26 protein-coding genes are annotated in these 23571 nt (G+C 63.9%); 6 read left to right on the top strand and 20 right to left on the bottom strand.

Features of this window, described 5'->3' with window-relative positions; genetic code table 11:
* The first annotated feature begins 34 nt into the window (after positions 1 to 34).
* From NKH71_RS13890 to NKH71_RS13880, 3 genes are all read left to right on the top strand, one after another.
* On the top strand, positions 35 to 814 hold the full coding sequence (locus tag NKH71_RS13890) for a DsbA family protein (protein WP_352484015.1): 780 nt from the start codon (positions 35 to 37) through the stop codon (positions 812 to 814).
* Positions 811 to 1377: a hypothetical protein gene (locus NKH71_RS13885; protein ID WP_023720632.1), complete on the top strand. Its 567-nt coding sequence runs from the start codon at positions 811 to 813 to the stop codon at positions 1375 to 1377. The genes NKH71_RS13890 and NKH71_RS13885 overlap by 4 nt, the downstream gene beginning before the upstream one ends.
* A gap of 113 nt (positions 1378 to 1490) precedes the next feature.
* The gene (locus NKH71_RS13880) at positions 1491 to 1655 is read left to right on the top strand and encodes a hypothetical protein (RefSeq protein ID WP_352589569.1); all 165 of its coding nucleotides are present in this window, start codon (positions 1491 to 1493) and stop codon (positions 1653 to 1655) included.
* A 123-nt stretch (positions 1656 to 1778) separates the two neighbouring features.
* Here the strand turns inward: NKH71_RS13880 and NKH71_RS13875 are convergent, their stop codons facing one another.
* The 3 genes from NKH71_RS13875 to NKH71_RS13865 are packed head-to-tail and all read right to left on the bottom strand — an operon-like array spanning position 1779 to position 4773.
* The gene (locus NKH71_RS13875) at positions 1779 to 2999 is read right to left on the bottom strand and encodes an NAD(P)/FAD-dependent oxidoreductase (RefSeq protein ID WP_023720634.1); all 1221 of its coding nucleotides are present in this window, start codon (positions 2997 to 2999) and stop codon (positions 1779 to 1781) included.
* A complete protein-coding gene (locus NKH71_RS13870; RefSeq protein WP_023720635.1) occupies positions 2996 to 3709 on the bottom strand; it encodes a methyltransferase domain-containing protein in 714 nt (237 codons plus the stop codon). Before NKH71_RS13870 ends, NKH71_RS13875 begins: the two co-directional genes overlap by 4 nt.
* On the bottom strand, positions 3706 to 4773 hold the full coding sequence (locus tag NKH71_RS13865) for a type III polyketide synthase (protein ID WP_023720636.1): 1068 nt from the start codon (positions 4771 to 4773) through the stop codon (positions 3706 to 3708). The genes NKH71_RS13870 and NKH71_RS13865 overlap by 4 nt, the downstream gene beginning before the upstream one ends.
* 263 nt (positions 4774 to 5036) lie before the next feature.
* Between NKH71_RS13865 and cueR the strand changes: the two genes are divergently transcribed.
* Positions 5037 to 5435 (top strand): Cu(I)-responsive transcriptional regulator, encoded by a 399-nt coding sequence (gene cueR / locus NKH71_RS13860; RefSeq protein ID WP_031194477.1) that lies wholly within the window; start codon positions 5037 to 5039, stop codon positions 5433 to 5435.
* A complete protein-coding gene (locus NKH71_RS13855; protein WP_352788113.1) occupies positions 5432 to 5989 on the top strand; it encodes a cytochrome c in 558 nt (185 codons plus the stop codon). The genes cueR and NKH71_RS13855 overlap by 4 nt, the downstream gene beginning before the upstream one ends.
* Positions 5990 to 5994: 5 nt before the next feature.
* Here NKH71_RS13855 and atzF read toward each other — a convergent pair whose 3' ends face one another.
* Genes atzF through NKH71_RS13815 form a run of 8 tightly spaced genes read right to left on the bottom strand, consistent with a single transcriptional unit; the run spans position 5995 to position 14268 of the window.
* On the bottom strand, positions 5995 to 7803 hold the full coding sequence (gene atzF, locus NKH71_RS13850) for an allophanate hydrolase (RefSeq protein WP_352895123.1): 1809 nt from the start codon (positions 7801 to 7803) through the stop codon (positions 5995 to 5997).
* A complete protein-coding gene (locus NKH71_RS13845) occupies positions 7800 to 8150 on the bottom strand; it encodes a cupin domain-containing protein (RefSeq protein ID WP_023720640.1) in 351 nt (116 codons plus the stop codon). The genes atzF and NKH71_RS13845 overlap by 4 nt, the downstream gene beginning before the upstream one ends.
* Complete coding sequence (locus NKH71_RS13840; RefSeq protein ID WP_023720641.1) at positions 8143 to 8811, bottom strand: cysteine hydrolase family protein; 669 nt, start codon at positions 8809 to 8811, stop codon at positions 8143 to 8145. Before NKH71_RS13840 ends, NKH71_RS13845 begins: the two co-directional genes overlap by 8 nt.
* Entirely contained in the window at positions 8811 to 10343 is a 1533-nt protein-coding gene (locus tag NKH71_RS13835; RefSeq protein WP_023720642.1) for an ABC transporter ATP-binding protein, read from the bottom strand. Before NKH71_RS13835 ends, NKH71_RS13840 begins: the two co-directional genes overlap by 1 nt.
* 10 nt (positions 10344 to 10353) lie before the next feature.
* A complete protein-coding gene (gene biuH, locus NKH71_RS13830; protein ID WP_352639441.1) occupies positions 10354 to 11055 on the bottom strand; it encodes a biuret amidohydrolase in 702 nt (233 codons plus the stop codon).
* A gap of 14 nt (positions 11056 to 11069) precedes the next feature.
* Positions 11070 to 11996 carry an ABC transporter permease gene (locus NKH71_RS13825; protein ID WP_023720644.1) on the bottom strand — a complete coding sequence of 309 codons (927 nt, stop codon included), beginning with the start codon at positions 11994 to 11996 and terminating at the stop codon, positions 11070 to 11072.
* Positions 11996 to 13120: an ABC transporter permease gene (locus NKH71_RS13820; protein WP_352895122.1), complete on the bottom strand. Its 1125-nt coding sequence runs from the start codon at positions 13118 to 13120 to the stop codon at positions 11996 to 11998. The genes NKH71_RS13825 and NKH71_RS13820 overlap by 1 nt, the downstream gene beginning before the upstream one ends.
* A 20-nt stretch (positions 13121 to 13140) precedes the next feature.
* On the bottom strand, positions 13141 to 14268 hold the full coding sequence (locus tag NKH71_RS13815) for a BMP family ABC transporter substrate-binding protein (protein ID WP_352788108.1): 1128 nt from the start codon (positions 14266 to 14268) through the stop codon (positions 13141 to 13143).
* A 322-nt stretch (positions 14269 to 14590) separates the two neighbouring features.
* Between NKH71_RS13815 and NKH71_RS13810 the strand changes: the two genes are divergently transcribed.
* Positions 14591 to 15250, top strand: a complete 660-nt coding sequence (locus tag NKH71_RS13810; RefSeq protein ID WP_352484063.1) for a GntR family transcriptional regulator — start codon at positions 14591 to 14593, stop codon at positions 15248 to 15250.
* 2 nt (positions 15251 to 15252) lie between these two features.
* Here NKH71_RS13810 and doeB read toward each other — a convergent pair whose 3' ends face one another.
* From doeB to ehuA, 9 genes are all read right to left on the bottom strand, one after another.
* Positions 15253 to 16254, bottom strand: coding sequence for a N(2)-acetyl-L-2,4-diaminobutanoate deacetylase DoeB (gene doeB, locus NKH71_RS13805; RefSeq protein ID WP_352484021.1), 1002 nt, complete (start codon positions 16252 to 16254; stop codon positions 15253 to 15255).
* A gap of 5 nt (positions 16255 to 16259) precedes the next feature.
* Positions 16260 to 17438, bottom strand: coding sequence for an ectoine hydrolase DoeA (doeA, locus tag NKH71_RS13800; protein ID WP_352484022.1), 1179 nt, complete (start codon positions 17436 to 17438; stop codon positions 16260 to 16262).
* A 38-nt stretch (positions 17439 to 17476) separates the two neighbouring features.
* Positions 17477 to 18469, bottom strand: a complete 993-nt coding sequence (locus NKH71_RS13795) for a cyclodeaminase (protein WP_352484023.1) — start codon at positions 18467 to 18469, stop codon at positions 17477 to 17479.
* Complete coding sequence (eutB, locus tag NKH71_RS13790) at positions 18466 to 19458, bottom strand: hydroxyectoine utilization dehydratase EutB (protein ID WP_352788104.1); 993 nt, start codon at positions 19456 to 19458, stop codon at positions 18466 to 18468. The genes NKH71_RS13795 and eutB overlap by 4 nt, the downstream gene beginning before the upstream one ends.
* Positions 19459 to 19468: 10 nt before the next feature.
* Positions 19469 to 20242 (bottom strand): ectoine utilization protein EutA, encoded by a 774-nt coding sequence (gene eutA, locus NKH71_RS13785; protein ID WP_352484025.1) that lies wholly within the window; start codon positions 20240 to 20242, stop codon positions 19469 to 19471.
* Entirely contained in the window at positions 20239 to 20898 is a 660-nt protein-coding gene (ehuD, locus tag NKH71_RS13780; RefSeq protein WP_023720653.1) for an ectoine/hydroxyectoine ABC transporter permease subunit EhuD, read from the bottom strand. The genes eutA and ehuD overlap by 4 nt, the downstream gene beginning before the upstream one ends.
* A 16-nt stretch (positions 20899 to 20914) precedes the next feature.
* A complete protein-coding gene (ehuC, locus tag NKH71_RS13775; RefSeq protein ID WP_023720654.1) occupies positions 20915 to 21574 on the bottom strand; it encodes an ectoine/hydroxyectoine ABC transporter permease subunit EhuC in 660 nt (219 codons plus the stop codon).
* Positions 21575 to 21760: 186 nt separating this feature from the next.
* Positions 21761 to 22612: an ectoine/hydroxyectoine ABC transporter substrate-binding protein EhuB gene (gene ehuB, locus NKH71_RS13770; RefSeq protein WP_352484026.1), complete on the bottom strand. Its 852-nt coding sequence runs from the start codon at positions 22610 to 22612 to the stop codon at positions 21761 to 21763.
* A gap of 65 nt (positions 22613 to 22677) precedes the next feature.
* A complete protein-coding gene (gene ehuA / locus NKH71_RS13765) occupies positions 22678 to 23463 on the bottom strand; it encodes an ectoine/hydroxyectoine ABC transporter ATP-binding protein EhuA (RefSeq protein ID WP_352895121.1) in 786 nt (261 codons plus the stop codon).
* Positions 23464 to 23571 lie beyond the last annotated feature (108 nt).

Genomic DNA, 23571 nt, shown 5'->3' with positions numbered 1-23571 from the left:
GGCGGTCCGGCGAAACAGAGGGAAGGAGAACCCTGTGATCCACAAATCCAATTCATGGCGCGGAGCCATCGGCAAAATGGCCCGTGCCTTCGTCCTGGCCGGTGCGACGGCCTGGCTCGCGCTCGGTATCCACGGTCAGGCGATCGCCGCGGGCGAGATGTCCCAGGACCAGTTCGACCAGCGCATCCACGATTATATCCTCGCGCATCCCGAGGTCGTCATGGAGGCGCTGCAGAGCCTCGATGCCCGCCAGCGCGAGGCCGCGGCAAAAGAGGCGAAGGCTGCCCTGGCGGCCAAGGCCGACGATATCTTCCGGGACCCGGCGAGCCCGGTCGGCGGCAACGCCGAAGGCGACGTCATCATGGTCGAGTTCTTTGACTACAACTGCCCCTATTGCCGCCAGGTTGCGCCGATCCTGGCGCAAGCCGTGGCCGACGATCCGCAGCTCAAAATCGTCTACAAGGAATTCCCGATCCTCAGCACGGATTCCGTATTTGCTTCCAAGGCGGCTCTCGCCGCAATGCGCCAGGGCAAGTACATGGCATTCCACAAGGCCTTGTATGCGGTGAAGACGCGGGTGACCGAAGCGGTCGTGCTGAAGGTTGCTGCCGACGTCGGTCTCGATGTGGCTAAGCTGAAGACCGACATGCAGCGGCCCGATATCCAGGCGTCGATCGACCGGAATACGCAACTGGCACAGGCGCTGAAGATCAGTGGAACGCCAAGCTTCGTCGTTGGCGAGCAGATTTTCCCCGGCGCGACCGACCTCGCAACGATGAAGAAACTGATCGAGCAAGCGAGGAACAGCAAATGAGCCGGATATGCCATCCAACCCGACGGACGGTTGTTCTGGGCAGCGCCTTTGGCGTCGCTGCGGTCGTCGGCTTGCTCAAGGGGCCGGATTTGACGATCGCCGCGGAGGATTCCGATCTGGTGCGCCGCTTCAAATATCTCAGCCAGAACGGCAACAGCACGTGTTCGGCCAAGTTCACGGAGTCGATTGCGACCATGCCGGCGATGTCGCGGATCACGGGCTCGTGCTGCAGCCCAATGGAGACAAAGCGCTATGCCGAGCAGGTGAACGGTTTGGCCAGGTACCGCGAGATCGCGATGATCCCGAACGATCCGTACGATATTCCGGCCGGCATCGCACAGAAGATGATGCCCTACTACGATGTGAAACTCTCCGGCGACGAGCAGCAGGCCTATGACTATGCGATGGCCAATTCCAACGAGAAAGGCCCTTGCTGCTGCCAATGCTGGCGCTGGAAAGTGTATGGCGGATTGGCGAAGTTCCTGATCCGCGAGCAAGGTTTCACCGGCAAGCAGGTCGTCGACGTCTGGGATCTCTCGGACGGCTGCGGCGGAGGTATGTGAGACGGACAGGACAGGACACTTCCGGTTGGCGGGACAAGGCGACAGGCGGCCGATCGGTTTCCTGGTCGTCTTGACCGAAGTCCCCGGCGAGCTAATTGCCTTCGCAGTCGCCGATGCTTACCGACGAAGGCGGGCCTTCACTGACCGTAAAGGTGATTGCAATGATGAATGGTCCAATGGATACGTGGATGATGGGCGGCATGGCACTCGTCTGGGTCCTGGTGTTCGTCGCCCTCTTGCTCGCGATTGCAGCCTTGGTCAAATACCTGCGAACCTGAAGCCGCGGACGCAGTCAGGTATACGACTATGCGATGACAAATTCCGGGGAGAAGGAGCCAGCTGCTGCCAACTGTGGCGGTGGCATGTAAGGCGACCAGGGCAGCACGACGCCGCGTCACTCGTCAGGCAAAGCCGGGAACCCGCTTGGTCTTGCCGCTCAGTTGCGCGCCCAGTGTCAGTGTCTGCGGGAAATTCCGGACGATCGCCGCCATCAAGGTGGCGCTGCCGGGGCGAAGGGCAATTCCGGCAAGGGCCGCGGCAGCGTAGACCCGTGTCGAAAACAGTCTTTTCCAGGCCGCCTCATAGCGCCTGGCGGCAGCCTCGCGCCCTGCTCGGCCACCTGGCGCGGATGCGAGTTCGCAAGCCAGCAGCCAGCCGGACTGCAGCGCCATCGAGATACCCTCGGCGATAACAGGATGAGACTCTCCGGCTGCGTTGCCGACGCGGAAGATGTCCTCTTCGTAGAACGAGCGAATTCCCGGCCGGATCGGACCTGCGGCAAGCCACGGACCGTCGAGAAGCGCCGGTTCCAGAGCGTCCCGCACGCCCCGGCATGAGTCGACGAGATGGCGGGAGACCGCATCGGCGGCCGGCACATGGCTCCGGTGTTTGGGGCCATGTTGTTTACGCAACCGCGCCAGCATATCGCGGCGAATGCAGCACGAGATCGACAAGCGGCCATGATCGGCCGAGACCATGCCGCCATAGCCGCCGGGGAAGGCCAGCAGAGGCATCAAATCCGGCGCCAGCGACGACCCGGTGAAATGCGCCTTGAAGCCGAGCAGGTCCGACGGGCGATTGGCCTTTGCGAGCTGGCTGGGCAGCGGCCCCGGTTCCCAGGAGCCGTGTGCGGCGACAATCACCGGGGCGCGCAACATCGCCGTTTCGTCCCCGGCTTGAATTCGTACCCTTTGCATCTCGCCGTCCCGGTCGATGGCGACGGCGCGGCAGGGCTGGAAGATTTCGACACCCGCCGATCGCGCCGTCTGCAAAAGCAGAGAGTCGAGAATGTCCCGGCCGAGTGCCCGGCCGAAGCCGTCTTTTGCAGGAGGCCCAGCTCCTGCACGTGGCATTGCCGCCTCGACGCAGGTTTCGCCGGAAAACAAACCGACGCGGCGGATTTCGGGGCCGGCATCGGTACGCCAGGCATCGCCGATCTCCAGCTGGTCGAGAAGCGCAAGATTGCTTGCCGAGATGTATTCGCCGCAGACCTTGCGGCGCGGAAATGCGGTCTTTTCCACAATTGCCACGGCCCATCCGCGCCGGGCCAGCGTGAGCGCGACGGACGTCCCCGCCGGGCCGGCACCGATGACGATCGCGTCATGAGTCGACAATCGCGTCATGAGTCGCTGCCGGCACTGGCGCCGACGAAGATGTGGGAGAAGAGGCCGGCGCGCCGCTCCTCGACCGGTTTGCCGTTGGCCGCAAGCCAGAGACCGGAAAGCTCGCTGCCGCGAAAGCCGGCACGCACGCTTTGCGCCGCATCGTTTCGTGTGACGTCATTGGCGCCGATTGCCGGGAGAAGACGGGTCGCGGCCAGCGCCAGTTTCGCCCGCAACGGCTCAGTCGCCAGCAGCAACGGGGCTTTCGGCCTGATCAGCGAAAACAGACGCACGAGCTGCGCATCGTCGAGATGATGCAGGAACAGATTGACCGTGACGGCGTCGAACCGTGCGCCCTCGATCTTTCCTGCCCAGTCGAAGACATCGGCGGTGATCCCTTCAGCCTTCCATCCCAGCCTGTCAAAATCGCCGCGCAATTGCGCGGTGACGAGGCTGACGCGGTCGAGCATCATCAGTTCGACCCCAGGCCAATGCCTGGCCATGCGCCGCGCCACCGCCAGCATGAAGGAGCCATCGCCGGCGCCGATCTCCAGAATGCGGCGTGGCGGCTTTGGCACAAACCTCCTGAGCAACGACGTCATGATCGGCACCTGAAACATCAGCATATTGATGCGCCGAAGGTCGCGGCGCGCGGTCAGCGCTCGCGGATCGTCGGCCGCAAGGCCGTCAAGGATTTCCGGCGCAAGCTGCCGATGCTCCAGGCCGCTCATGACACCGTTCGAAAGAGCATGGTTTCGGCCGTCAGCCCGGGTCCGAACGACATGCCGCAGCCGAGCAGGCCGGCAGGCGCCTTCAGCATCTCTTTCATCACGAACATGACGGTCGCCGACGACATGTTCCCGTATTGGCGCAACACCGCGCGCGATGGTTCCAGCGCGGTGGGCTCCAGTTCCAGAGCCCTTTCGACGGCATCGAGCACCGAACGCCCACCCGGGTGCACGGCCCAAAGGTCGATCGCCTCGGTCGGCCGGCCACCGAGGATGGCGGCCTGGTTGCTCCGCAACGCTTCATGAATCGCTGCCGGCACTTGGCCGGAAAGAACCATTTCGAATCCGTGGTCGCGAATATTCCAGCGCATCAGATCCCGCCGCTCCCTCGCCACCAGACAGTGAAAGCTATCGAGCTCGATGCCGAGCGGCTCGGAAGTGATGAGCGCAGCCGCACAGCCGTCTCCCCAGAGGCAGAACGACAGCAGTTTTTCCAGTTCGGTGGTTTGACGCAGGTGCATCGTGCAGAGCTCGATATTGACCAGCAGGACCTTGGCCTGCGGGTCGGAGCGGACGATGTGACGCGCCAGCTTGAGGCCGTTGATCGCCGCGTAGCAACCCATGAAACCGATCATCGTGCGTTCGACCCCGTTCGGCAGCCCGCAACGCGCAACCAGCTCGAGATCGATGCCCGGCGCCGAAAAACCGGTGCAGGTAGTGACGATAAGATGGGTGATGCGGGAAGCGTCGCCGCCAAGTTGCAATCCGTCGATGCCCTTTTGCGCCAGAACAGGTGCGGCATCGTCGAACATCGCCATTCTCATGGCCGTTCCGGGAAACGCGCCCCGAATGAAGGTCCCGGCCAGGTCGGCGGATGGTCCTTCGGGATCGGACGCCGGCGCAAAGCAGGAATAGCGGTGCTCGATGCCGGCAAGATCGGCCATGCGTTCGAAGATCCTCCGGCGATCGGCCGCGAGCATCGAGGCCGCGAAACGCAGGTAGAATTGATGAACCTCGTGCTCCGGCACCGCTGTCGCGATCCGGTTGATATAGGCCTTGACGGGCATGTTCTATCTCCTCGGCGTCTGCACGGCGTAACGTGCCGCCGGAGGGTCCTTGCTGATCGGTACCTGGTGCCGGGCGCCGAGTTTGAGCGCTGTTCGATAAACGTTTCCGAAAACTGATTTCTTCCCGAAGGTTCAGTATGCGCTGTTGGCAGGCAAACGGTTGGAGCCGGCGGGCGGTTGCGTCGGGCATCCAAAATCGCCACATCATGTTGACCTTCCATCTACTGGAAGGTCTATTTCCTCCGATAAAGGAGATTTCCGATATGAACATCGGCGTCGCATCCGAAAAATCCGGCCTACCGGCCAAGACGATCCGCTACTACGAGGACATCGGGCTCTTGCACCCGGCCCGGACAGACAATGGCTATCGCGATTACTCGACGGCCGATATTCACCGGCTGCGCTTCCTGCAGCGCTCGCGAAGCCTGGGGTTTTCGGTCGACGAATGCCGCCAGTTGCTCTCGCTGTACCAAGACAGGGAACGTGACAGCGCTGACGTGAAGGCGATCGCGAAAGCCAAGTTGGTGGAGATCGACAGGAAGATCGCCGAACTGGTCGGATTGCGTGGCTTGCTTCACCATCTGGTCAGTCACTGCCACGGCGACGAGCGGCCGGAGTGCCCGATCATCGACGAGTTGGCGGGACAAGGCGTGGCCCAGTGAGGCTCGCAGCCGCTCTAACAGTGCTGTCGCTTGCCTGCGTCTCTGTCGTGTTCGCTGCCGCCCATTCGAGCCGTGATGCGGTCATCGAGGCTCGCCAGGCCTCGATGAAGGAAATGGCTGCGGCGGCAAAGGCGATCGCCGGGATGTTCGACGGCAAGCGGGCGTATGACGCCGCGGCTTTCCAAGCGGCGGCCGAGGCCATCCGCGCCCGCACCGGCCCTTCCCTCATTGCCGAATTCCCCAGCGCGACATTGGGTGCGCCTTCAGGCGCCAAGCTGGATATCGACCCTGCCCGCGCGGAGTTCGAAGGGCTGGCTCGCCACATCGGGACGCTGGCCAGCGCCCTGGCCTCCGACGCCGAGCGGGTGCCGCCGCGCATTACCGACGACATGAGAATGGGTTCCGGCCCGGCGATGGGCGGTGGCAGCCTGCTTGGCAAGCGACCGGGGACGGCGGAAGCCGATCCCGCCAAATTGCCGGCGGAGCACCTCCTGCATCTCATCTTGCAGGATTGCTCGAGCTGCCACTCGAAGTTCCGGCAAAAGGTCGAGTGATGGCGTCAGCTCCGCAGCTGCTGATCCCCCATGAAATTGCGCCAGCCGCCGAAATGCGAAATCTCTTCTGCATCGGTAAGGCCGGCACTTTCAACGAGGAAGCCTTTCGGCGAAGTTCCGTCGTCGAGCAGAAGCGTCCCGATGCCGAGCGGCGGCGGGATCGCCGCGACGAAGCGACCGAAGGCTTGCGGCGACAGCCGCCAGACTTCGACCTCGATGGCTGTGCCCTTGCCATTGCAGGTGCGCTCGAGCCCCGGTCTCGACACCGACTGGCCGGCGAGTGCGTAAAGCCGGTAGAGCGGCGCCGTTCTCGCAGCCCGGGCGAAAATCGCGCCGAGCTGCTGCAACTGGCCGTTCAGCGCCATCCCCGATAGATGCGCGCCGACCACGGCCAGCTCGATCGTGCCTTCATCCACGTCCACGCGGATATCGCCACGCGGCGGCAGCGGCCAGCCGGTAGCGCCCAGCGCAAGGCCGCTTGCCGCATGGACATCGCGCGCAAGCGACGCCGTCAGATGGTCCTTGCCCGCCGCGGCAAGCAAGGTGACGCTCATCGGCAAACCGTCGCTGCGGGTTCCGGTCGGCACGGCGATGCCGCACATGTCGAGCAGATTGACGAAGTTGGTGTAGGTGCCGAGCCGGCTGTTGGTGACGATAGGGTCAGCCAACACCGCTTCGACTGTGTAATGCGTCGGCGCGGTCGGCACACAGAAAAGATCGACCGAGGCGATAACCGGCGCAAGCTTGGCCTTGTAGGCCTGCAAGGCATAGAGCCCGTTGAAGGCGTCCGCTGCGGAAAGTTTTCGCGCACCGCCGATGATCTGCCGCGTCACCGGATGCATGGCCGCCTCGTTGGCATCCATGAAGTCCCTGATCGCGGTGTAACGCTCGGCCACCCAGGCGCCCTCGTAAAGCAGATTGGCGGTGGCGTAGAAATCGCCGAACGGGATTTCGACCAGCCTGCAGCCCAGCGTCTCCAGCGAGGCAAGAGCGGCCTCGAAGCCCGCCTGCATCGCCTGGTCGCCGAAGAACGTCCGATCGGCCTTGGCCGGCACGCCAACCGTCAGCACCGGTGGGCGCGCGGCAAGCGGTTGGATGCCGAGGTCACGTGAATAGGGATCGGCGTCGTCCTTCGCCGCCGCGACCTCGAACACGCTGTAGGCGTCGTCGACGTTGAGTGCGAAGACGGAGACGCAGTCGAGCGTGCGGCAGGCCGGCACGACGCCGGCGGCCGACAGCGCGCCGACGCTCGGCTTCAGCCCGACGATGTTGTTGAGGCCGGCGGGTATGCGGCCCGAACCGGCGGTGTCGGTGCCGAGCGCGAACGAGACGATGCCACGCGCCGTCGCCACGGCCGAGCCGCATGAGGAGCCGCCCGGCACCAGTGTCGGGTCGATCGCATTCCTCGGGATTGGATAGGGCGTGCGCACGCCGACCAGGCCGGTAGCGAACTGGTCGAGATTGGTCTTGCCGACGACCAGCGCGCCGGCGGCCTTGAGCCGCGCGACGACGGTGGCGTCGTTCGCCGGCAAGTAGGCATATTCCGCGCAGGCCGCCGTGGTCGGCATGCCGGCAACATCGATGTTGTCCTTGACCGCGAACGGAACGCCCCACAGTGGCTTTGCCAACGGATCGAACAGGCCGAGCTTTTCCGCCTCGGCAAGCATCTCCGCCCTGCTCGCCAGATGGATGAAGATGCCCGGGTCATCGGCCGCCGCGAGCCGCGCATGGACCGTATCGATCATATCGCCAATACTGAGGCCGGCCTGATAGGCGGCGTGCAGGCTCGCTATGTCGAAGCGGATGTCGCTCATTCGGCCTCGCCCTGAATGACGACCGGCAGGTTCCACTGGATGAGTACGACGCAGCCGTCTTTTGTCCACACCGAATGCTCGGTTCCAACCGGGTTCAGGATCACACTGCCCGCTGCATAATCGCCGTTCTCGTCGCTCTGCGAGCCTTCCAGCACGATGATCGTTTCCAGCCCGGCGTGGCGGTGACGCGGCACGCCGGCGCCCGCCCGGTAGTTGAGAATCGCGACCGACGGTTCCGTCGATCCCCCCTTGAGCAGCCAATGCACCGTGATGCCTTCGCGAAAAGGCTCGAATGGCAGATCACGCCAGCCCCCTTGGATGAGGGCCTGGTATGCAATGTTAGGCATTGGAAATTCCCTCGAGCACCTGGTCCGTTGTCGCCGTCCAGCCGACGATCGCGCCCTGCGCCCTGATCATGGCAAGGGCTGCCGTCTTGAACTCCGGAAAATAGCTCTCCGTCGCATCCTCCGCCAGCAGGCATTCATAGCCGCGGTCGTTGGCCTCGCGCATCGTCGTCTGCACGCAGACCTCCGTCGTCACCCCGGCAAAGACCAGTTGCTGTGCGCCGAGCCGCTTGAGGTCATCGCCGAAGCTGGTGGCATAGAACGCGCCCTTGCCGGGTTTTTCGATGACGATCTCGCCAGGCAATGGTGCAAGTTCATCGAGGATCGCCGTTCCCGGTTCGCCGACGATCAGCACGCGACCCATGGGACCGATATCGCCGATGCGGATCGACGGATTGCCGCGATTGCGCTTGGCCGGCGGCAGATCCGAAAAATCTGCCTTGTGGCACTCCATCGTGTGGATCACCGGCAGGCCAGCGGCGCGAAACCCTTCGAGCAGCCTTTTCACCGTCGGCACGATCGCCGTGATCCGGCTGACGTCGTTGCCGAGGCTGGCGCCGAAGCCGCCGGGCTCGGCGAAATCGCGCTGCATGTCGATGACGACCAGCGCCATCGCCTCAGGCTTGAAGGCAAACGGGAACGGCAGCGCCTCGATCTCCGCCATCAATGATGTCCCGCCATGTGCTCGCCGATCGTCTGCACGCTCGCCTGCGCGATCGGCGTCTCGTAGACCAGCGCGCCATCCGACATGACGAAGATGCGGTCCGAGAGCTCAAGCAGCTCGTCGAGGTCCTCCGACATCAAAAGCACTGCAGCACCGGCATTGCGCGCCTTCATGATGCGGGCGCGTATTTCGGCGACGGCGGAGAAGTCGAGGCCGAAGCAGGGGTTCGACACGATGAGCAAATCGACCTCGCCGGTCAGTTCCCGCGCCAGCACCGCGCGCTGCACATTGCCGCCCGACAATGATGAAATCGGCGAAGCGAGCGAGGCCGTCTTGACCTTGAACTGTTCGACAAGACGGGCCGCGTAGTCCCTGATCGCGCTCATCCTGATCCAGTTGACCGGCTTGCCGGCCTCGTTGAGGTCGAAGGTCCGGAAGGCCATGTTTTCGGCCACCGTCATCCGCGGTGCGCAGGCATTGCGCAATGGCTCCTCCGGAATGAAGCGGACATTGAGCGTGCGCGCCTCGCTGCGGCTGGCACCATAGGGCGAGCCTTTCACCAGAACGTCGCCCGCATTGCGTGCCCGCTGTCCGGCAAGGACTTCGAGAAACTCCTTCTGGCCGTTGCCGGAGATGCCGGCGATGCCGACGATCTCGCCGGACTTCACGTCGAGCTCGCCGATGTCGATGCTTTTCAAGCCGGTGCGGTCAGGCGCCTTCAGCGACTTTACCGTCAGCACCTGCCTGGCGCCGGCCGGCACCGGAGCGCGACTGTCGAGTGCTGCAATCGGTTGGTCGCCGATCATCATCGCCGCCATCTGCTTGTGCGAAAGTTCGGAGACCTTTCCGGTTCCGGTCAGCCTGCCCTTGCGCAACACGGTGATGTCGTCGGCAAAGGCCGTCACCTCGTGGAATTTGTGCGAGATCATCAGCACGGTGAGGTCGCCTGTCCTGGTCATGTCGCGCACCAGGCCAAGCACTTCCTGTGCCTCGCCAGGGGTGAGCACCGAAGTCGGCTCGTCGAGCACCAGGAAACTGCGGCCGAGATAGAGCTGCTTGACGATTTCGAGCTTCTGCTTCTCGCCGGCCGCAAGTTCCGCCACCTTGACGTCGAGCGGCAGCTTGAACGGCATCCGCTGCATGAATTGCGCAAGTGCGGCGCGCTCCTTGCGCCAGTCGATGACGCCCGGCACTTTCTCGCGGGAAATGACCAGGTTTTCCGCACCGGTCAGCGACGGGACGAGGGTAAAATGCTGATAGACCATGCCTAGCCCGAGCGCCGAGGCATCCTTCGGGCTGGCTATCGCGACCTCGCGGGCATCGACCAGCATGTCGCCGGCGGTCGGGCGGTAAAAACCCATCATGCATTTGACCAGCGTCGACTTGCCGGCACCGTTTTCGCCGAGCAGCGCATGGAATGATCCCGCTGGCACCTTGATCGAGACATCGTCCAGCGCGGTGAAGGCGCCGAAGCGCATGGTCATGCCGATAGTCTCGACGCCGACGGCTTTCTTGACGATGGTTCCGCTCAAGATCGCCCCCTCACGGCAGCTGCGCGACGAAGGACGCCGAGCTCGACACCGCGCCGAACACGCCGCCCTGCATCTTGATCATCTTGATCGCGGCGAGATGGTTGCCGTAGTCGGTCGCGCCGCAGCAGTCCTCAAGCATCACGCATTCGAAGCCGCGATCATTGGCCTCGCGCATGGTCGTGTGGACGCAGACATCGGTGGTGATGCCGGTCAGCACGATGTTTTCGATGCCGCGCTGGTGCAGGATCAGCTCCAGATCGGTGGCGCAGAACGAGCCCTTGCCCGGCTTGTCGATGATCGGTTCGCCCGCCGCCGGATAGAGGTCGGGGATGATATCCCAGCCTGGTTCGCCGCGCACCAGGATGCGCCCGCAAGGTCCGGGGTCGCCAATGCCGGCATTGATGCGGCGTGAGCGCCAGCGCTTGTTGGCCGGCAGGTCGGCGAGATCGGGCCGGTGGCCCTCGCGCGTGTGGATGATGGTGTAGCCCTTGGCCCGCATGGCTGCAAGCACCGACTTGATCGGCTCGATCGGCGCCCGCACCAGCGAAAGATCGTAGCCCATATGATCGACATAGCCGCCCGGCCCGCAGAAATCGGTCTGCATATCGATGATGATCAGAGCCGTATTGTCCGACCGCAGCTCGCCATTGTAGGGCCATGGATAAGGGTCGGCGTCGATGTAGCGCTGGGTGATCTCGGCTCTGGCGTTCATCGGGAAAACTCCAGTCATTTGGTGATCGACAACTCGCCCGGCGCGCCGGCAAGCGAGCGGCTCGGCGACGAGGTGGCGATCATGATGATGAGCGTGAGGATGTAAGGTGCGGCGTAGAAGAGATAGTAGCCCTGCGTTACCCCGACCGATTGCAACGCCGGGCCTAGCGCCCCGGCGCCGCCGAACAACAGTGCCGCGGCAAAGCAGCCGAGCGGGTTCCAGCGTGCGAAGATGACCAGCGCCACCGCCATCAGCCCCTGCCCCGACGAGATGCGTTCGGTCCAGCTGCCGGGGTAATAGAGCGACAGATAGGCGCCGCCGATGCCGGCGAGCGCGCCGCCGACGCCTGTCGCAAGCAGGCGCACGGTGTTGGGATTGAGGCCCATGGCGCGCGCCGCATCGGAGCTGTCGCCGACGACGCGTACGATCAGGCCGGCGCGGGTGTTACGGAAGGCCCACCACAGGAACAGCGCAAGTGCGGCCCCGATCAGGAACAGCACGTTGACGTTGAGCGCCGCCTGCACCTGCGGAATATTCGACCAGCCACCGAAGGCGATGGCCGGCAGGTCTGGCGCCGAGGGCTGGATGAACGGCTTGCCGAAGAAGAAGGCGAGACCCGAGCCGAACAGCATCAGCGCGATGCCGATGGCGATGTCGTTAACCCCGCGGAATTTGCAGATCCAGCCATGGAACAGCCCGAAGCAAAGACCGGCACCGGCGGCAGCCAGCACGCCGAGCCATGGCGAGCCGGTCACCACTGCTACCGCATAGGCGGTCATTGCGCCGAAGACCAGCGTGCCTTCGAGGCCGAGATTGATGCGGCCGGAGCGCTCGGTGATGGCTTCGCCGAGCGACACGAAGATGAACGGCGTCGAGACGCGGATGGCGCCGCCGAGAATGGCGAGCGGCACGCCCCACAGGCCGATCTCGGTCGCGTCCATCAGGAGCCCCTCTTCCACAGATCGGGATTGAAAACCTTGAAGCGGCCGTAAAAGGTTTCGCTGAACAGGATGACCACGAAGAGCATGCCTTGCAGCACCAGCACGGTGGCGTCGGGCAGGTCCATGCGGCGCTGGATCAGCCCGCCGGAAGCGCCGATGCCGCCGAGCAGGAAAGCGACCGGGATGATGGCGAGCGGATTGTGGCGGGCGAGGAAGGCGACGAGGATGCCGGTATAGCCGTAGCCGGCGGCGAGCGAGGCGTTGGCGCTGCCTTGCACGGCGCCGACTTCCAGCATGCCGGCCAGTCCGGCAAAGCCGCCGGCGAGCCCGGTAAAGCCGACGATCAGCGGGCCGACGGGAAGCCCTTGCACCTGGGCCGCCCTGACATTGCCGCCGGCAATGCGGGCGGCAAACCCCCAGCGCGTCTTTTCGATCAACAGCCAGGACAGGACGCAGGCGACGATGCCGACGACAAGGCCCCAGTGCACGTCCATGCCTGGAATGTTGCCGATGCGGTAGGCATCCGCCAGCGGCTCGGTCGAGGGTTTGTTGAGCGAGGCCGGATCGCGCAGCGGCCCTTCGACCAGATGGTTCATCAGCGCGATGGCGATATAGGCCATCAGCAGGCTGGATATGGTTTCGTTGACGGCGCGGTAGTGGCGGAGTGCGCCGACGGCACCTATCCAGATGCCGCCGGCGACCACGCCCGCCACGCCCATCAACAGGATGACCACGAAAGCCGGCGCGCCATTCGCCGCGACGCCGATGGCGGCGGCGGCAACGCCGCCCAGCACAATCGCGCCTTCGCCGCCGATGACGACGAGGCCGAGCCGAGCCGGCAGCGCCACGCAGAGCGCTGCCAGCAAAAGCGGTGCGGCCCGCGACAGCGAGTTCTGGATCGAGAACCAGGAGCCGAAGCCGCCGCGCCACATCGTCACGTAGAGTTGCACCGGTGATTTGCCGACCAGCGCGATGAACAGGCTGAACAGCGCCATGCCGACGATCAGCGCCGCGAGCGGTATGACGAAGGCTTCCGCCCGCCGTGCCACCCATTCGAGTGCCGCCGGATAATTCCTGGCGCCAAACAGCGCTGGTGCGCTCGCGGTACTGACCGTGTCTGCCATGGCCCCGTCTCCGATCCGGTTCAGGCGGTCGAACCGACCACGCCCTCGACGAGGTAGTCCATGCTTTCGAGCTCGAGCGCGGTCTCGACGAAGGCCTGGCCCTCGGTCGCGACGACGACGCCCTTGTTGCTCTTCAGCGGACCCTTGATGACGGAAAATCCGCCTTTCATCATTTCGGCCAGCGTGCCGTCGAACTGCTTGCGGGCGGCATCGCCGACGGCGGGGCCGAGCGGGCTCATCTTGACGAAGCCGTCTGCCAGGCCACCGCGTGTGAAATTGGGCAGCGGCGTGCCGGCCACCAGATCGTCGACGAACATCTTGTAGACCTTGGCCCAGTTCCATTCCGCGCCGGTCAGGTATTTCTCCGGCGCCAGCGGGCTCTGGTTGGCATGATAGCCGCAGACGAAGGCGCCACGTCCGGCCGCCGTCTCGACCACCACCTTGGGGCTGTCGACATGACAGGTGATGACGTCGGCGCCCTGGTCGACCAGCGCATTGGTGGCCTCCGCCTCCTTGACCGCCAGCGACCACTCGCCGGTGAAGATCACCTGGCAGGTGATGGTCGGGTCGACCGAGCGCGCGCCGAGCAGGAAGGAATTGATGTTGAGCAGCACCTGCGGGATCGGCTTTGCCGCGACGAAGCCGAGCTTCTTGGTTTTGCTGGTGTGGCCGGCGACGACGCCGTTCAGATACTGGCCCATGCCGATATAGCCGAAATAGGAACCGGCATTCATCGGATGCTTGTCCTTGTTCCACATGCCGCCGCAATGGCGGAACTGCACGTCGGGGAATTTCGCGCACATGGCCAGCATATGCGGATCGAAATAGCCGAACGAGGTCGGGAAGATCAGCGACGCACCGTCGAGATTGATCATCGATTCCATCGTCTTCTGCACGTCGACCGTCTCCGGCACGTTCTCCTCTTCGACGACGGAAATGCCTTCGATCCTCTTCAGCGTGGCGGCGCCTTCGGCATGCGCCTGGTTGTAGCCGTAATCGTCCTTTGGCCCGACATAGATGAAGCCGACGGTTGCGGTCGCGGCGAAGGCCCTGCTGATCGGAAACGATGCGGACGCAAGACCGAGCGCCGCTCCGGCGGCGGAAGTCTTGAGCAGGTCGCGGCGGCTAAGCATGAATCGCTCGGTCATGTGAATGCTCCCTCTATGGGGCCTTTGGGGCCGGTTAACACCTCAATGAAAGAAGTGTATGCAATCAGCGTGCCAGTTTCAGAAATGGGATTTATTAAGCAATATCAACGAGTGTGCCGATGTGGCCTGCACAAAGCCGGAGCTATTGCATACACTTTTTGCCTATAAAACGGCCAATTTGACATGAAGGCTAAAACATAGGCATACAGAGCTGCGGAGGAATCGAAGCCGGTGCGTGGCTTATGGCTGCGCGAAGAGACTGGACGGAGGAGACGTGTCGGCAAAGCGCAATTTGATCAGGTCGGGCACGACCGTCGATCAGATGGTGAGGGCGATCAGCGACCGGATCGTTACCGGTTTCCTGCGTCCCGGCGAAAAACTCGACGAAGCCTCGCTCGCCGCCCGCTTCGACGTTTCACGCACGCCTATCAGGGAAGCGCTCAGCCGACTCAGCGCCATGGGACTGGTCGAAAGGCGGCCGAACCGCGGCGCCACCGTCGCGGTGGTGACGCAGGAGCATCTCGCCTCGATGTTCGAGAGCATGGCCGAGCTCGAAGCGATCTGCGCGCGCTTCTCGGCCGAGCGCATGACAGCCGGCGAACGCCGCACGCTGGAGGCCGAGCACCAGGCCTCGGCGCGCTTCGTGCAGCTCGGTGCCGAAGAAGAGTATGAGCTTTTCAACACCGAATTCCACACCCGGCTCTATCGCGGCGCGCACAGCAAGCACATTTATGAGTTGACCGTCATGACCCGCGGCCGGCTGGCGCCGTTCAGGCGCGCGCAATTCATGCTGCCCGGCCGGCTGGCCCAGTCCTGGCAAGAGCATGACGCCATCGTTACCGCAATCATGCGCGGCGACAGTACGGCCGCCGGAACAGCCGCCAAGGACCATGTCTCGATCGTCAGCGAGGCGAGCGCCGTCTTTGCCATCGGCGACCGCCCTAAAGGCAAGGCCGAGCCGTTTCCGACATCGGCCTCCTAGCCTCAATCGACCAGCACGGCCACCACGGCAGCACAGTCGCCCGCCTTGACCAATCCGGGAAAATGCCGCGCTGCCAACAGACCGGACATTTTGGCCCGGATCTCCTGCGGAGCGCCGCCGGTGCGGCCGATCGAATGGATGCGCGCCAGCACCTGGTTTTCTGCCACCGGCTCGCCGAGATCGATCATGGTTTCGATCATCCCGTCGTCCTCGGCGAACGAGAAGCAATCTCCCGATGGCATGTCGAGCCAGCGGGTCGGCTGCATCTCGACCGCGCCGGCGACGATGCCGGCATGGCGCAGCACATTGAGCACGCCGCGACGCGCGATCCGCACCGTTTCCGCGCGCGAAGTTCCGCCGCCGCCGAGCTCGGTGGTGATGAACAGCTTGCCCATCTCTTCGGCGGCAGTGTCGAACATGCCGACCGCGTCGATCTCCAGCATCTTCATCGACCAGGGTGCCGAGAAAGCTTCAACCGCAGCGAACCCCTTCTCTTCCAGCACCTTGTCGGGCCGGATATGGGCGGCGCAGAACGGCACGAAGTCGAGCGTCTTGCCGCCGGAATGGAAATCGAGCGCGATGTCGGTGCGCGGCAGAAGTTCGCGCTGGAAATAATCGGCGATCTTCTCGGTCACCGTACCGTCGGGCCGGCCGGGAAAGCTGCGGTTGAGATTGCCCTTGTCGATCGGCGAGGTGCGCGTGCCGGCGCGGAACGCCGGATAGTTCATCGCCGGCACGATGATGACCGTGCCGCTGACCTGCTTCGGATCGAGCGTGCGGGCGAGATCGTAAAGCGCCAGCGGCCCCTCATATTCGTCGCCATGATTACCGCCGGTGAGCAATGCACTCGGCCCGTTGCCGTTGCGGATGACGCAGATCGGGATCATCACCGATCCCCAGGCGGAATCGTCACGGCTGTAAGGCAGGCGCAAGAAACCGTGCTGCACGCCGTCGCGCTCGAAATCGACGCTCGGCGTGATCGGTGATGGGCGAAGGCTGGACATCGGGCTCAATTCTTTACCACCAGCTTGCGCGGCACATTGGCCAGGCACTCGACGCCCGTTTCGGTGATCAGGATGGATTCGGTGATCTCCAGCCCCATCGTCTCCAGCCACAGGCCGGTCATGAAATGGAAGGTCATGCCGGGCTTGAGCTCGGTGCGGTCGCCTGGGCGCAGGCTCATCGTGCGTTCGCCCCAGTCCGGCGGATAGGAAAGCCCGATCGGATAGCCGGTACGGTTGTCCTTGACGATGCCGTATCTCTTCAGGACCGCGAAGAAGGCGTTGGCGATGTCCTCGCAGGTGTTGCCGGGCTTGGCCGCGGCAAGTCCCGCCTCCATGCCTTCCAGCGTCGCCTTCTCGGCATCGAGGAATTCCTGCGTCGGTTTGCCGAGGAAGACGGTGCGCGACAGCGGACAATGGTAGCGGTTGTAGCAGCCGGCGATCTCGAAGAAAGTGCCCTCGCCCGATTTCATCGGCCTGTCGTCCCAGGTCAGATGCGGTGCCGATGCATCAGTGCCTGACGGCAGCAGCGGCACGATCGCCGGATAGTCGCCGCCAATGCCGTCGACGCCGCGCGTGCCGGCATCATAGATCTCGGCGACCAGGTCGCATTTGCGCATGCCGACTTCGATCTTGTCGACGATGCGCTGGTGCATCGCTTCGACGATGCGGGCGGCTTTGCGCATGTAGTCGATTTCGGTCGGGCTCTTCACCGCGCGCTGCCAGTTGACCAGTGCCGTGGCATCGACGAAGCGGGCGTTGGGCAAGTGCCTCTGCAGCGATGCGAAGGCAGCGGCCGAGAACCAGTAATTGTCCATCTCGACACCGATGCTGAGCTTGCCCCAGCCGCGATCGGCGAGCACGCTGGACAGAAAATCCATCGGATGGCGCTCGGTCGACTGCACATAGTTGTCGGCATAGCCGACGATGTTGTCGTGCGCGAGATAGGCGGTGCGCTTGGCGCCGTTGGCGTCCTGGCCGCGCCCGTACCACACCGGCTCGCCCGACGGTGGCACGACGACCGCCTGGTGTACGTAGAACGACCAGCCGTCATAGCCGGTCAGCCAGGCCATGTTGGACGGATCGCTGACAACAAGCAGATCGACGCCCTTGGCCGCCATCGCCTTCCGCGTCTTGGCGAGGCGCTCCGCATATTCGCCGCGCGAGAATTTCAAATTAGGCTGCATTGTTCTTGGTCCTCGTTTGTTGGGCCTTGCGGCCGGTATCAGCTTTCGAAAATCGTACCGGTCTTGGCTGCACGCGCACGGTCGCGGGCGAGCGTGGCGATCGCCGTGTCCTGCACGCCGGTGCCGGTCAGATCGGCAATGGTGATGTCGCTGTCCGAACGCCGGCCATGCCTTTCGCCGGCGATGATGTGGCCAAGCTCGGTGATCTCGGCATCGGCCGCCATCACGCCCGCCACGATGGCATGGTGCAGTTCGCCCAGGCGCCGCGTCTGTTTCGCACTGTCGGCGACGTAGAGGTCGGCCATGCGCAGGATCGCCGGCGCGATCTCGTTCTTGTGCTCCGCGTCCGAGCCCATCGCGGTGATGTGCTGGCCGGCGGAGACGAAGCCGGCCTTGATCAGCGGCTCGGTCGACGGCGTCGTGGTGACGATGATGTCGGCATCGGCCGCAGCCTTTGCCGCGTCCGGCTCGGCGTGAACGGCGATGCCCAGTCTTTCGGACAATGCGTCCGCCGCGGCTTCGGCCTTGGCGGCATCCCTTGCCCAGATCCGAGCCTCGGTGATCGACCGCACCAGCATCAGCGCCTCGAGCTGCAGTCCGGCCTGAACACCGGCGCCGAAGATTGCGGCAACGGAGGAGTCCGGACGCGACAGATGTTTGGCGGCGACCGCGCCGGCCGCCGCCGTGCGGATGTCGGTGAGATAGCCATTGTCGAGCAGCAGCGCCTCGACCAGCCCGGTCTTCGCCGACAGCAGCACCATCATGCCGTTGACGCTAGGCAGGCCGAGCTTCGGATTATCGAAAAAGCCGGGGCTGATCTTGATCGCAAAACCGTCGATGCCCGGCACATAGGCGGTCTTGACATCGACCTCGCCGCGATGCTCGGGAATGTCGAGCCGCAGGATCGGCGGCATCGCCACCGGCAAGGTGGCGAGCGCGCGAAACGCGTTCTCGACACAGGCGACGGCATCGAGATCGAGCTTCACGATCTTGCGCAATTCAGCTTCGGTGAGGATCGTCATCCGGCTCATGCTGCGCTCTCCGCAATTGCTTCGCCGCAAATGATCTTGCGGTGAAGTGTCATGTCGATGTTGCGGCCGGACAGCACGAGCACCGTCGGGCCGTTCGCCCCGACCTTGCCGGCAAGCACAGCCGCAATGCCGACCGCGCCGGCGCCTTCGACGATCTCGCGCTCCTGCTCATAAGCATGGCGGATGCCGGCGGCGATCTCGTCCTCGCTGAGCAGGATCACATCATCGAGCAGATCACGGCACATGGCGAAGGTCAGCCGGTTGTCGAGCCCAATGCCGCCGCCGAGCGAGTCGGCCAGCGTCGGCAGTTCCTCGACCGACACCGGATGCCCGGCGTCGAGGCTTGCCTTCATCGCCGCACCGCGCGCCATCGAAACGCCGATGACCCTCGTTGCCGGGCTGACGCCCTTGACGGCAGCGGCAACGCCAGCCGCCAGCCCACCGCCGGAAAGCGGCACCAACACCAGCGCGGCGTCCGCAACTTGTTCCATGATCTCCAGCCCAAGTGTTCCTTGCCCGGCAACGACCGCAGGATGATCGAAAGGCGGCAGCATGATCAGCCCCTCTTCCGCGACCAGCCGTTCGACCTCCCGCTGCGCATTGTCCTGGCTGTTGCCGACGATGCGGATCTCGGCGCCGAGCCGACGGATTTCCTCGAGCTTGTTCTCAGGCACCAGCCGCGACATGCAGATCGTCGCGTGGATGCCTTGCAGTCGAGCGGCATAGGCAAGCGCCCGGCCATGGTTGCCGGTCGAGGCCGCGACGACGCCGCGCGCGCTCTCCTCTTCTGTCAACGAGGCGATAGCGTTCGAGGCACCGCGCAACTTGAAGGCGCCGGTGGTCTGCCGATGTTCGAGCTTGAGATAAACAGGAGCGTCCAAGTGTTGGGAAAGACTCGGGGAAGTGACGGTCGGCGTGCGCTCGACCTTGCCTGCGATGCGCTCGCGTGCGGCGCGGATGTCGGAGAGGCTTATCCTGGACGTGGTCATGGCTCTGCAATCAGTTCAACGGCAGCGTCATCAGGCGGCCGAATTCGGGGCGTGGCTCGTCGTCGCCGCAAAGCCGCAGGCAATTCCAGGCTGTCGCCTGGTTGCTGGTGACGACGGGACGGCCGATGGCTTCTTCCATACCGACAACTGCCAGCGCCGACCGCAGCGCCGTGCAGGACACGAACAGCGCGTCGGCCTGCGGGGCCGTCGCCTCGCGGGCCAGATCGACCAAGGATTTCGGCGCAATCCGCGCCATCTCGCGGTCATCCTCGAAGCCGAGGCAAGTGAAGCTGGCGATCTCGAAACCGTGTGCCGCGAAATAGGCCGCCATTGGCCGGCTCGTCTCGACCGTATAGGGGGTGAGGATGCTGATCGTCCTGGCGCCCAGCGCCTTCAGGCCGCGCACTCCGGCCATCGGCGGCGTCACCACCGGCGCGCCGGGTTTCGCGGCCTTCACCGCCGCCTCGATTTCGGCATCGCCGATCACGACGGAGGCCGAGGTGCAGGAATAGCAGATCGCATCGAGCGGTTCGTCAGGAAGGATCAGGGCCGCGCCCGCCGTCAGTGACGGCTGCATCTTGCGCAAATTCTCCGGCGTCGTCGGGTTGGCGTAGGGAATACGCGCGACATAGACGCCGATACGATCGCTTGCCACCATGCGGTGAAAATCCGGTTCGCTCGTATGGTCGGTGGCAAGGATAATCAGGCCGACCCGCTTTTCCAGCGGACGTGCATCGAGCGCTGGACGGGCCGAGCGCAGGCGGATATCGGGTGCAGCGCTCATCGTTCGATCCGCCCATAACGGTGTTCCAGCCAGCGCAGCAGCACCACCGAGAACAGGCTGATGGCGAGGAAGAAGGCGCCGACCAAGGTGATCGGTTCGATATACCGATAATAGGTATTGGCGACGCTCTTGGCCTGGTTCATCAGTTCCAGCACGGTGATCGCCGACAGCAGCGGCGTCTCTTTGAACATGGCGATGAAATAATTGGCAAGCGCCGGGATCATCGGCGGGATCGCCTGCGGCATGATGATGTGCGTCCAGGTCTGCGTGGCGTTCAGATTGCAGGCCTTGGCCGCTTCCCATTGGCCGCGCGGCACATTATCGATGCCGGCGCGGTAGACCTCGGCTGTGTAGGTGCCGTAATGCAGCCCGAGACCGATGACGCCCGCCACCAGCGGCGGCAACAGGACGCCGAAATCCGGCAGCACGTAGAAGATGAAATAGAGCTGCACCAATAGCGGCGTGCCGCGGATGAACTCGGCAAGGAAGCCGATCGTGCGCGACAGAGCCCTGTTCGGCGAACGGCGCGCCAACGCGATGCCCAGCCCAACGATGGCCGCCAGCACCGAGCCGAGCAGCGTCGCCAGGATGGTGATCTTCACCCCCTGGATCAGCGTCGGCAGGATCTGCCGGACAAAATCCCAATCCCATTCCATTACAGAGCCCGATCCATCAGACGCGCACCCCGTCGAGGCCGCGCGCCATGCGGCGTTCCAGCGACCGCACGCCCCATGAGATGAGTAGCGCCAGCACGAAATAGATGACGAGAATGGTGCTGAACGGCACCAGCGTGTTGCCGGTCTGCGAGCGCACCACCTGCGCCTGGAAGGTCAGGTCGGCAAGCGAGATCAGCGAGACGACGGCGGTGGCCTTGAGCAATTCAATGGCGTTGTTGCCGAAGGTCGGCAGCATCACCAGCAGTGCCTGTGGCAGGATGATATGGCGCATGGCTTGCCAGCGGCCGAGATTGAGCGCGGTGCAGGCCTCGTATTGTTCGCGGCCGATCGACTTGATGGCGCCGCGCACCACTTCCGCCGCATAGGCCCCGACATTCAGGCCCAGCGCCAGCACGCCGGCCTGCAGCGGCGTCAGCGAGATGCCGGCGAAAGGCAGCACGAAATAGGCCCAGAACAGCTGCACGAAGATCGAGGTGCCGCGGAAGAACTCGATATAGGCGGTGGCCAGCGCGCGTAGCACAAAAAACCGCGACAGCCGCCCCAGCCCGGCAAGAAAGGCCATGATCAAGGCCAGCACCGACCCCATCAGCGTCAGCTCGATGGTGACAAGCGCTCCTTGCAAAATCAGGCCGAAATAGCCGGACCATTGGGTCATTGGTCGAAAGGGCTCCGCATTGAATTTGGCGAGGCGATCACTTCAGCGTCCTTCTCCCCGTTCACGGGGAGAAGATGCCGGCAGGCAGATGAGGGGCAGAGCCAATCTATCAGAAGCTGGGCGTCGCCCCTCATCCGGCCCTTCGGGCCACCTTCTCCCCGTCAACGGGGAGAAGGAAGAACGCGCCTACTTCGCCGAGCAGAGCTTGTCGCGGCTCGTCGACATCGCCGCCGCCGCCGAGAAGCCGTAGGGTTCGATGATCTTGGCGAACTCGCCGGACTTCTTCAGTTTCGCCAGCTCGACATCATAGGCATCACGTAGCGCTTCGTCGCCCTTTTTGAAGGCCGCGCCATCGCAATAGACCGGCGCACCGACCACCGGCGCGATGACTTCGAGGTTCGGATCATTGGCTTTCTTGACCAGGTCGTTGATCGACAGCACTGGCAGTGAATAGGCATCGATGCGGCCGTCCTGCAGCATCTTCAGGCCGCTCTGGCCGTCCGGCACGACGATGACGCGCTCGCGCGGCACACCTGCGGTGAGCGCCAGCTTTTCCTCTGTGCCGCCACCGGGTGCGCCGATCGTCGCGCTGGTGTCCTTGGCGACGTCCTCGTAGCTCTTGAAGCCCTTCGGGTTGCCCTTCTTCACCAGCATCGCCTCGGCGTCGCACAGCACCGGTTCCGAATAGGCGACCGCAGCACAACGTTCCGGCTTCATGAACAGGCCGGCGGTGACGACGTCGAAACGGCCGGCCTGCAAGCCGGGGATCATGGCACCATATTCCGAGATAGAGGCGACGATGTCGTTGACGCCAAGGCGTTTGAAGATTTCACGGGCAACGTCAGGCGCCGCACCCGAGACCTTGCCGTCGGCGGCGACCGCCGTATAGGGCGGCTCGTTGGCGATGGCGACGCGGGCAAAGCCTTGCGCCTTGAGCTCTTCGAGCTTGCTGTCATCGGCCGAGCCGGTCGTCGAGGCGGCCAGCACCGCCGTCAGCGCAATACCGGCGACGCCGGCCAAAATGGCAAATTTCTTCATTGTTCCCAACTCCTTGTTTGTCTGTCTTCTTGGCTTGCTTGAGGCGTCGCCGCCTCGCATGGCAGTCAGACCCGATGTCCGGCCGCAATGATCTTCTTCAGGAAACCTTGCGTACGCTCCTGTTTGGGATGGCGGAAAATCTCGTCGGGCTTGCCTTCCTCGACTATTCTGCCGCGATCGAAGAACAGCACCCGGTCGGCGAAGTCATGGGCGAAACCCATCTCGTGGGTGACCAGCAGCATGGTCATGTCGGTCTCGGCGGCGAGCTTGCGCATGACGTTGAGCACCTCGTCGACGAGTTCCGGGTCGAGCGCCGAGGTGACCTCGTCGAACAGCATGATCTTCGGCGACAGCGCCAGCGCCCGGGCAATCGCGACGCGCTGCTTCTGTCCGCCGGAAAGCTGCGCCGGCATCACTTTGGCCTTGTCGACCATGCCGACCATGTCGAGCAGCTCCATCGCCCGCTTTTCGGCGGCGGCCCGCGGCATGCCTTTGGTCAGCATCGGTGCCAGCGTCACATTGTCGATGACGCATTTGTGCGGAAACAGATTGAACAGTTGGAAGACCATGCCGATCTTCTGGCGCATCTTTGCCAAATGCCGTTCATCCGCCGTCAGCAGCCGGCCGTTACGCTCCATGTGGTACAGCTGCTCGCCGTCGACCTGAATATGGCCGCTGTCGATACGCTCTAGCGTCATCAGTATGCGCAGGATCGTCGTTTTTCCCGAACCCGACGGGCCGATCAGCGCCAGCTTCTCGCCGGGCATGACCTGCATCGAGAGGCCATCCAGCACCTTGAAGGTGCCGAAGCTTTTCGAAATGCCGTCGATCTTGATGATGGGCGCCGACAATGAATTTCCCGTGATGGAGAAGCTGTGCCTTTAACGATGCGGATCGCGGCAAATCATGTCAATCAAGAAAATAATATCATGACGATATTTCGGACTCCGCACAATTCC

Origin of the sequence: Mesorhizobium sp. M0983 (genome assembly GCF_040318975.1) — a bacterium.
Taxonomy (GTDB): domain Bacteria; phylum Pseudomonadota; class Alphaproteobacteria; order Rhizobiales; family Rhizobiaceae; genus Mesorhizobium.
Note: the sequence above shows the minus strand (reverse complement) of the source record. Positions and strands in the feature narration are given on the sequence as shown.

What these genes read in the sequence shown, in the direction of transcription:
- doeA (WP_352484022.1), bottom strand. Translation starts at nt 17,438, where the DNA reads ATGCAGCCTAATTTGAAATTCTCGCGCGGCGAATATGCGGAGCGCCTC.
- cueR (WP_031194477.1), top strand. Translation starts at nt 5,037, where the DNA reads ATGAACATCGGCGTCGCATCCGAAAAATCCGGCCTACCGGCCAAGACG.
- NKH71_RS13865 (WP_023720636.1), bottom strand. Translation starts at nt 4,773, where the DNA reads ATGCCCGTCAAGGCCTATATCAACCGGATCGCGACAGCGGTGCCGGAG.
- eutB (WP_352788104.1), bottom strand. Translation starts at nt 19,458, where the DNA reads ATGACCACGTCCAGGATAAGCCTCTCCGACATCCGCGCCGCACGCGAG.
- NKH71_RS13845 (WP_023720640.1), bottom strand. Translation starts at nt 8,150, where the DNA reads ATGCCTAACATTGCATACCAGGCCCTCATCCAAGGGGGCTGGCGTGAT.
- NKH71_RS13815 (WP_352788108.1), bottom strand. Translation starts at nt 14,268, where the DNA reads ATGACCGAGCGATTCATGCTTAGCCGCCGCGACCTGCTCAAGACTTCC.
- ehuD (WP_023720653.1), bottom strand. Translation starts at nt 20,898, where the DNA reads ATGGAATGGGATTGGGATTTTGTCCGGCAGATCCTGCCGACGCTGATC.
- NKH71_RS13810 (WP_352484063.1), top strand. Translation starts at nt 14,591, where the DNA reads ATGGTGAGGGCGATCAGCGACCGGATCGTTACCGGTTTCCTGCGTCCC.
- ehuC (WP_023720654.1), bottom strand. Translation starts at nt 21,574, where the DNA reads ATGACCCAATGGTCCGGCTATTTCGGCCTGATTTTGCAAGGAGCGCTT.
- NKH71_RS13840 (WP_023720641.1), bottom strand. Translation starts at nt 8,811, where the DNA reads ATGGCGGAGATCGAGGCGCTGCCGTTCCCGTTTGCCTTCAAGCCTGAG.
- NKH71_RS13875 (WP_023720634.1), bottom strand. Translation starts at nt 2,999, where the DNA reads ATGACGCGATTGTCGACTCATGACGCGATCGTCATCGGTGCCGGCCCG.
- NKH71_RS13870 (WP_023720635.1), bottom strand. Translation starts at nt 3,709, where the DNA reads ATGAGCGGCCTGGAGCATCGGCAGCTTGCGCCGGAAATCCTTGACGGC.
- biuH (WP_352639441.1), bottom strand. Translation starts at nt 11,055, where the DNA reads ATGAACGCCAGAGCCGAGATCACCCAGCGCTACATCGACGCCGACCCT.
- NKH71_RS13820 (WP_352895122.1), bottom strand. Translation starts at nt 13,120, where the DNA reads ATGGCAGACACGGTCAGTACCGCGAGCGCACCAGCGCTGTTTGGCGCC.
- NKH71_RS13825 (WP_023720644.1), bottom strand. Translation starts at nt 11,996, where the DNA reads ATGGACGCGACCGAGATCGGCCTGTGGGGCGTGCCGCTCGCCATTCTC.
- eutA (WP_352484025.1), bottom strand. Translation starts at nt 20,242, where the DNA reads ATGAGCGCTGCACCCGATATCCGCCTGCGCTCGGCCCGTCCAGCGCTC.
- NKH71_RS13880 (WP_352589569.1), top strand. Translation starts at nt 1,491, where the DNA reads ATGCTTACCGACGAAGGCGGGCCTTCACTGACCGTAAAGGTGATTGCA.
- NKH71_RS13795 (WP_352484023.1), bottom strand. Translation starts at nt 18,469, where the DNA reads ATGAGCCGGATGACGATCCTCACCGAAGCTGAATTGCGCAAGATCGTG.
- NKH71_RS13885 (WP_023720632.1), top strand. Translation starts at nt 811, where the DNA reads ATGAGCCGGATATGCCATCCAACCCGACGGACGGTTGTTCTGGGCAGC.
- atzF (WP_352895123.1), bottom strand. Translation starts at nt 7,803, where the DNA reads ATGAGCGACATCCGCTTCGACATAGCGAGCCTGCACGCCGCCTATCAG.
- doeB (WP_352484021.1), bottom strand. Translation starts at nt 16,254, where the DNA reads ATGTCCAGCCTTCGCCCATCACCGATCACGCCGAGCGTCGATTTCGAG.
- ehuB (WP_352484026.1), bottom strand. Translation starts at nt 22,612, where the DNA reads ATGAAGAAATTTGCCATTTTGGCCGGCGTCGCCGGTATTGCGCTGACG.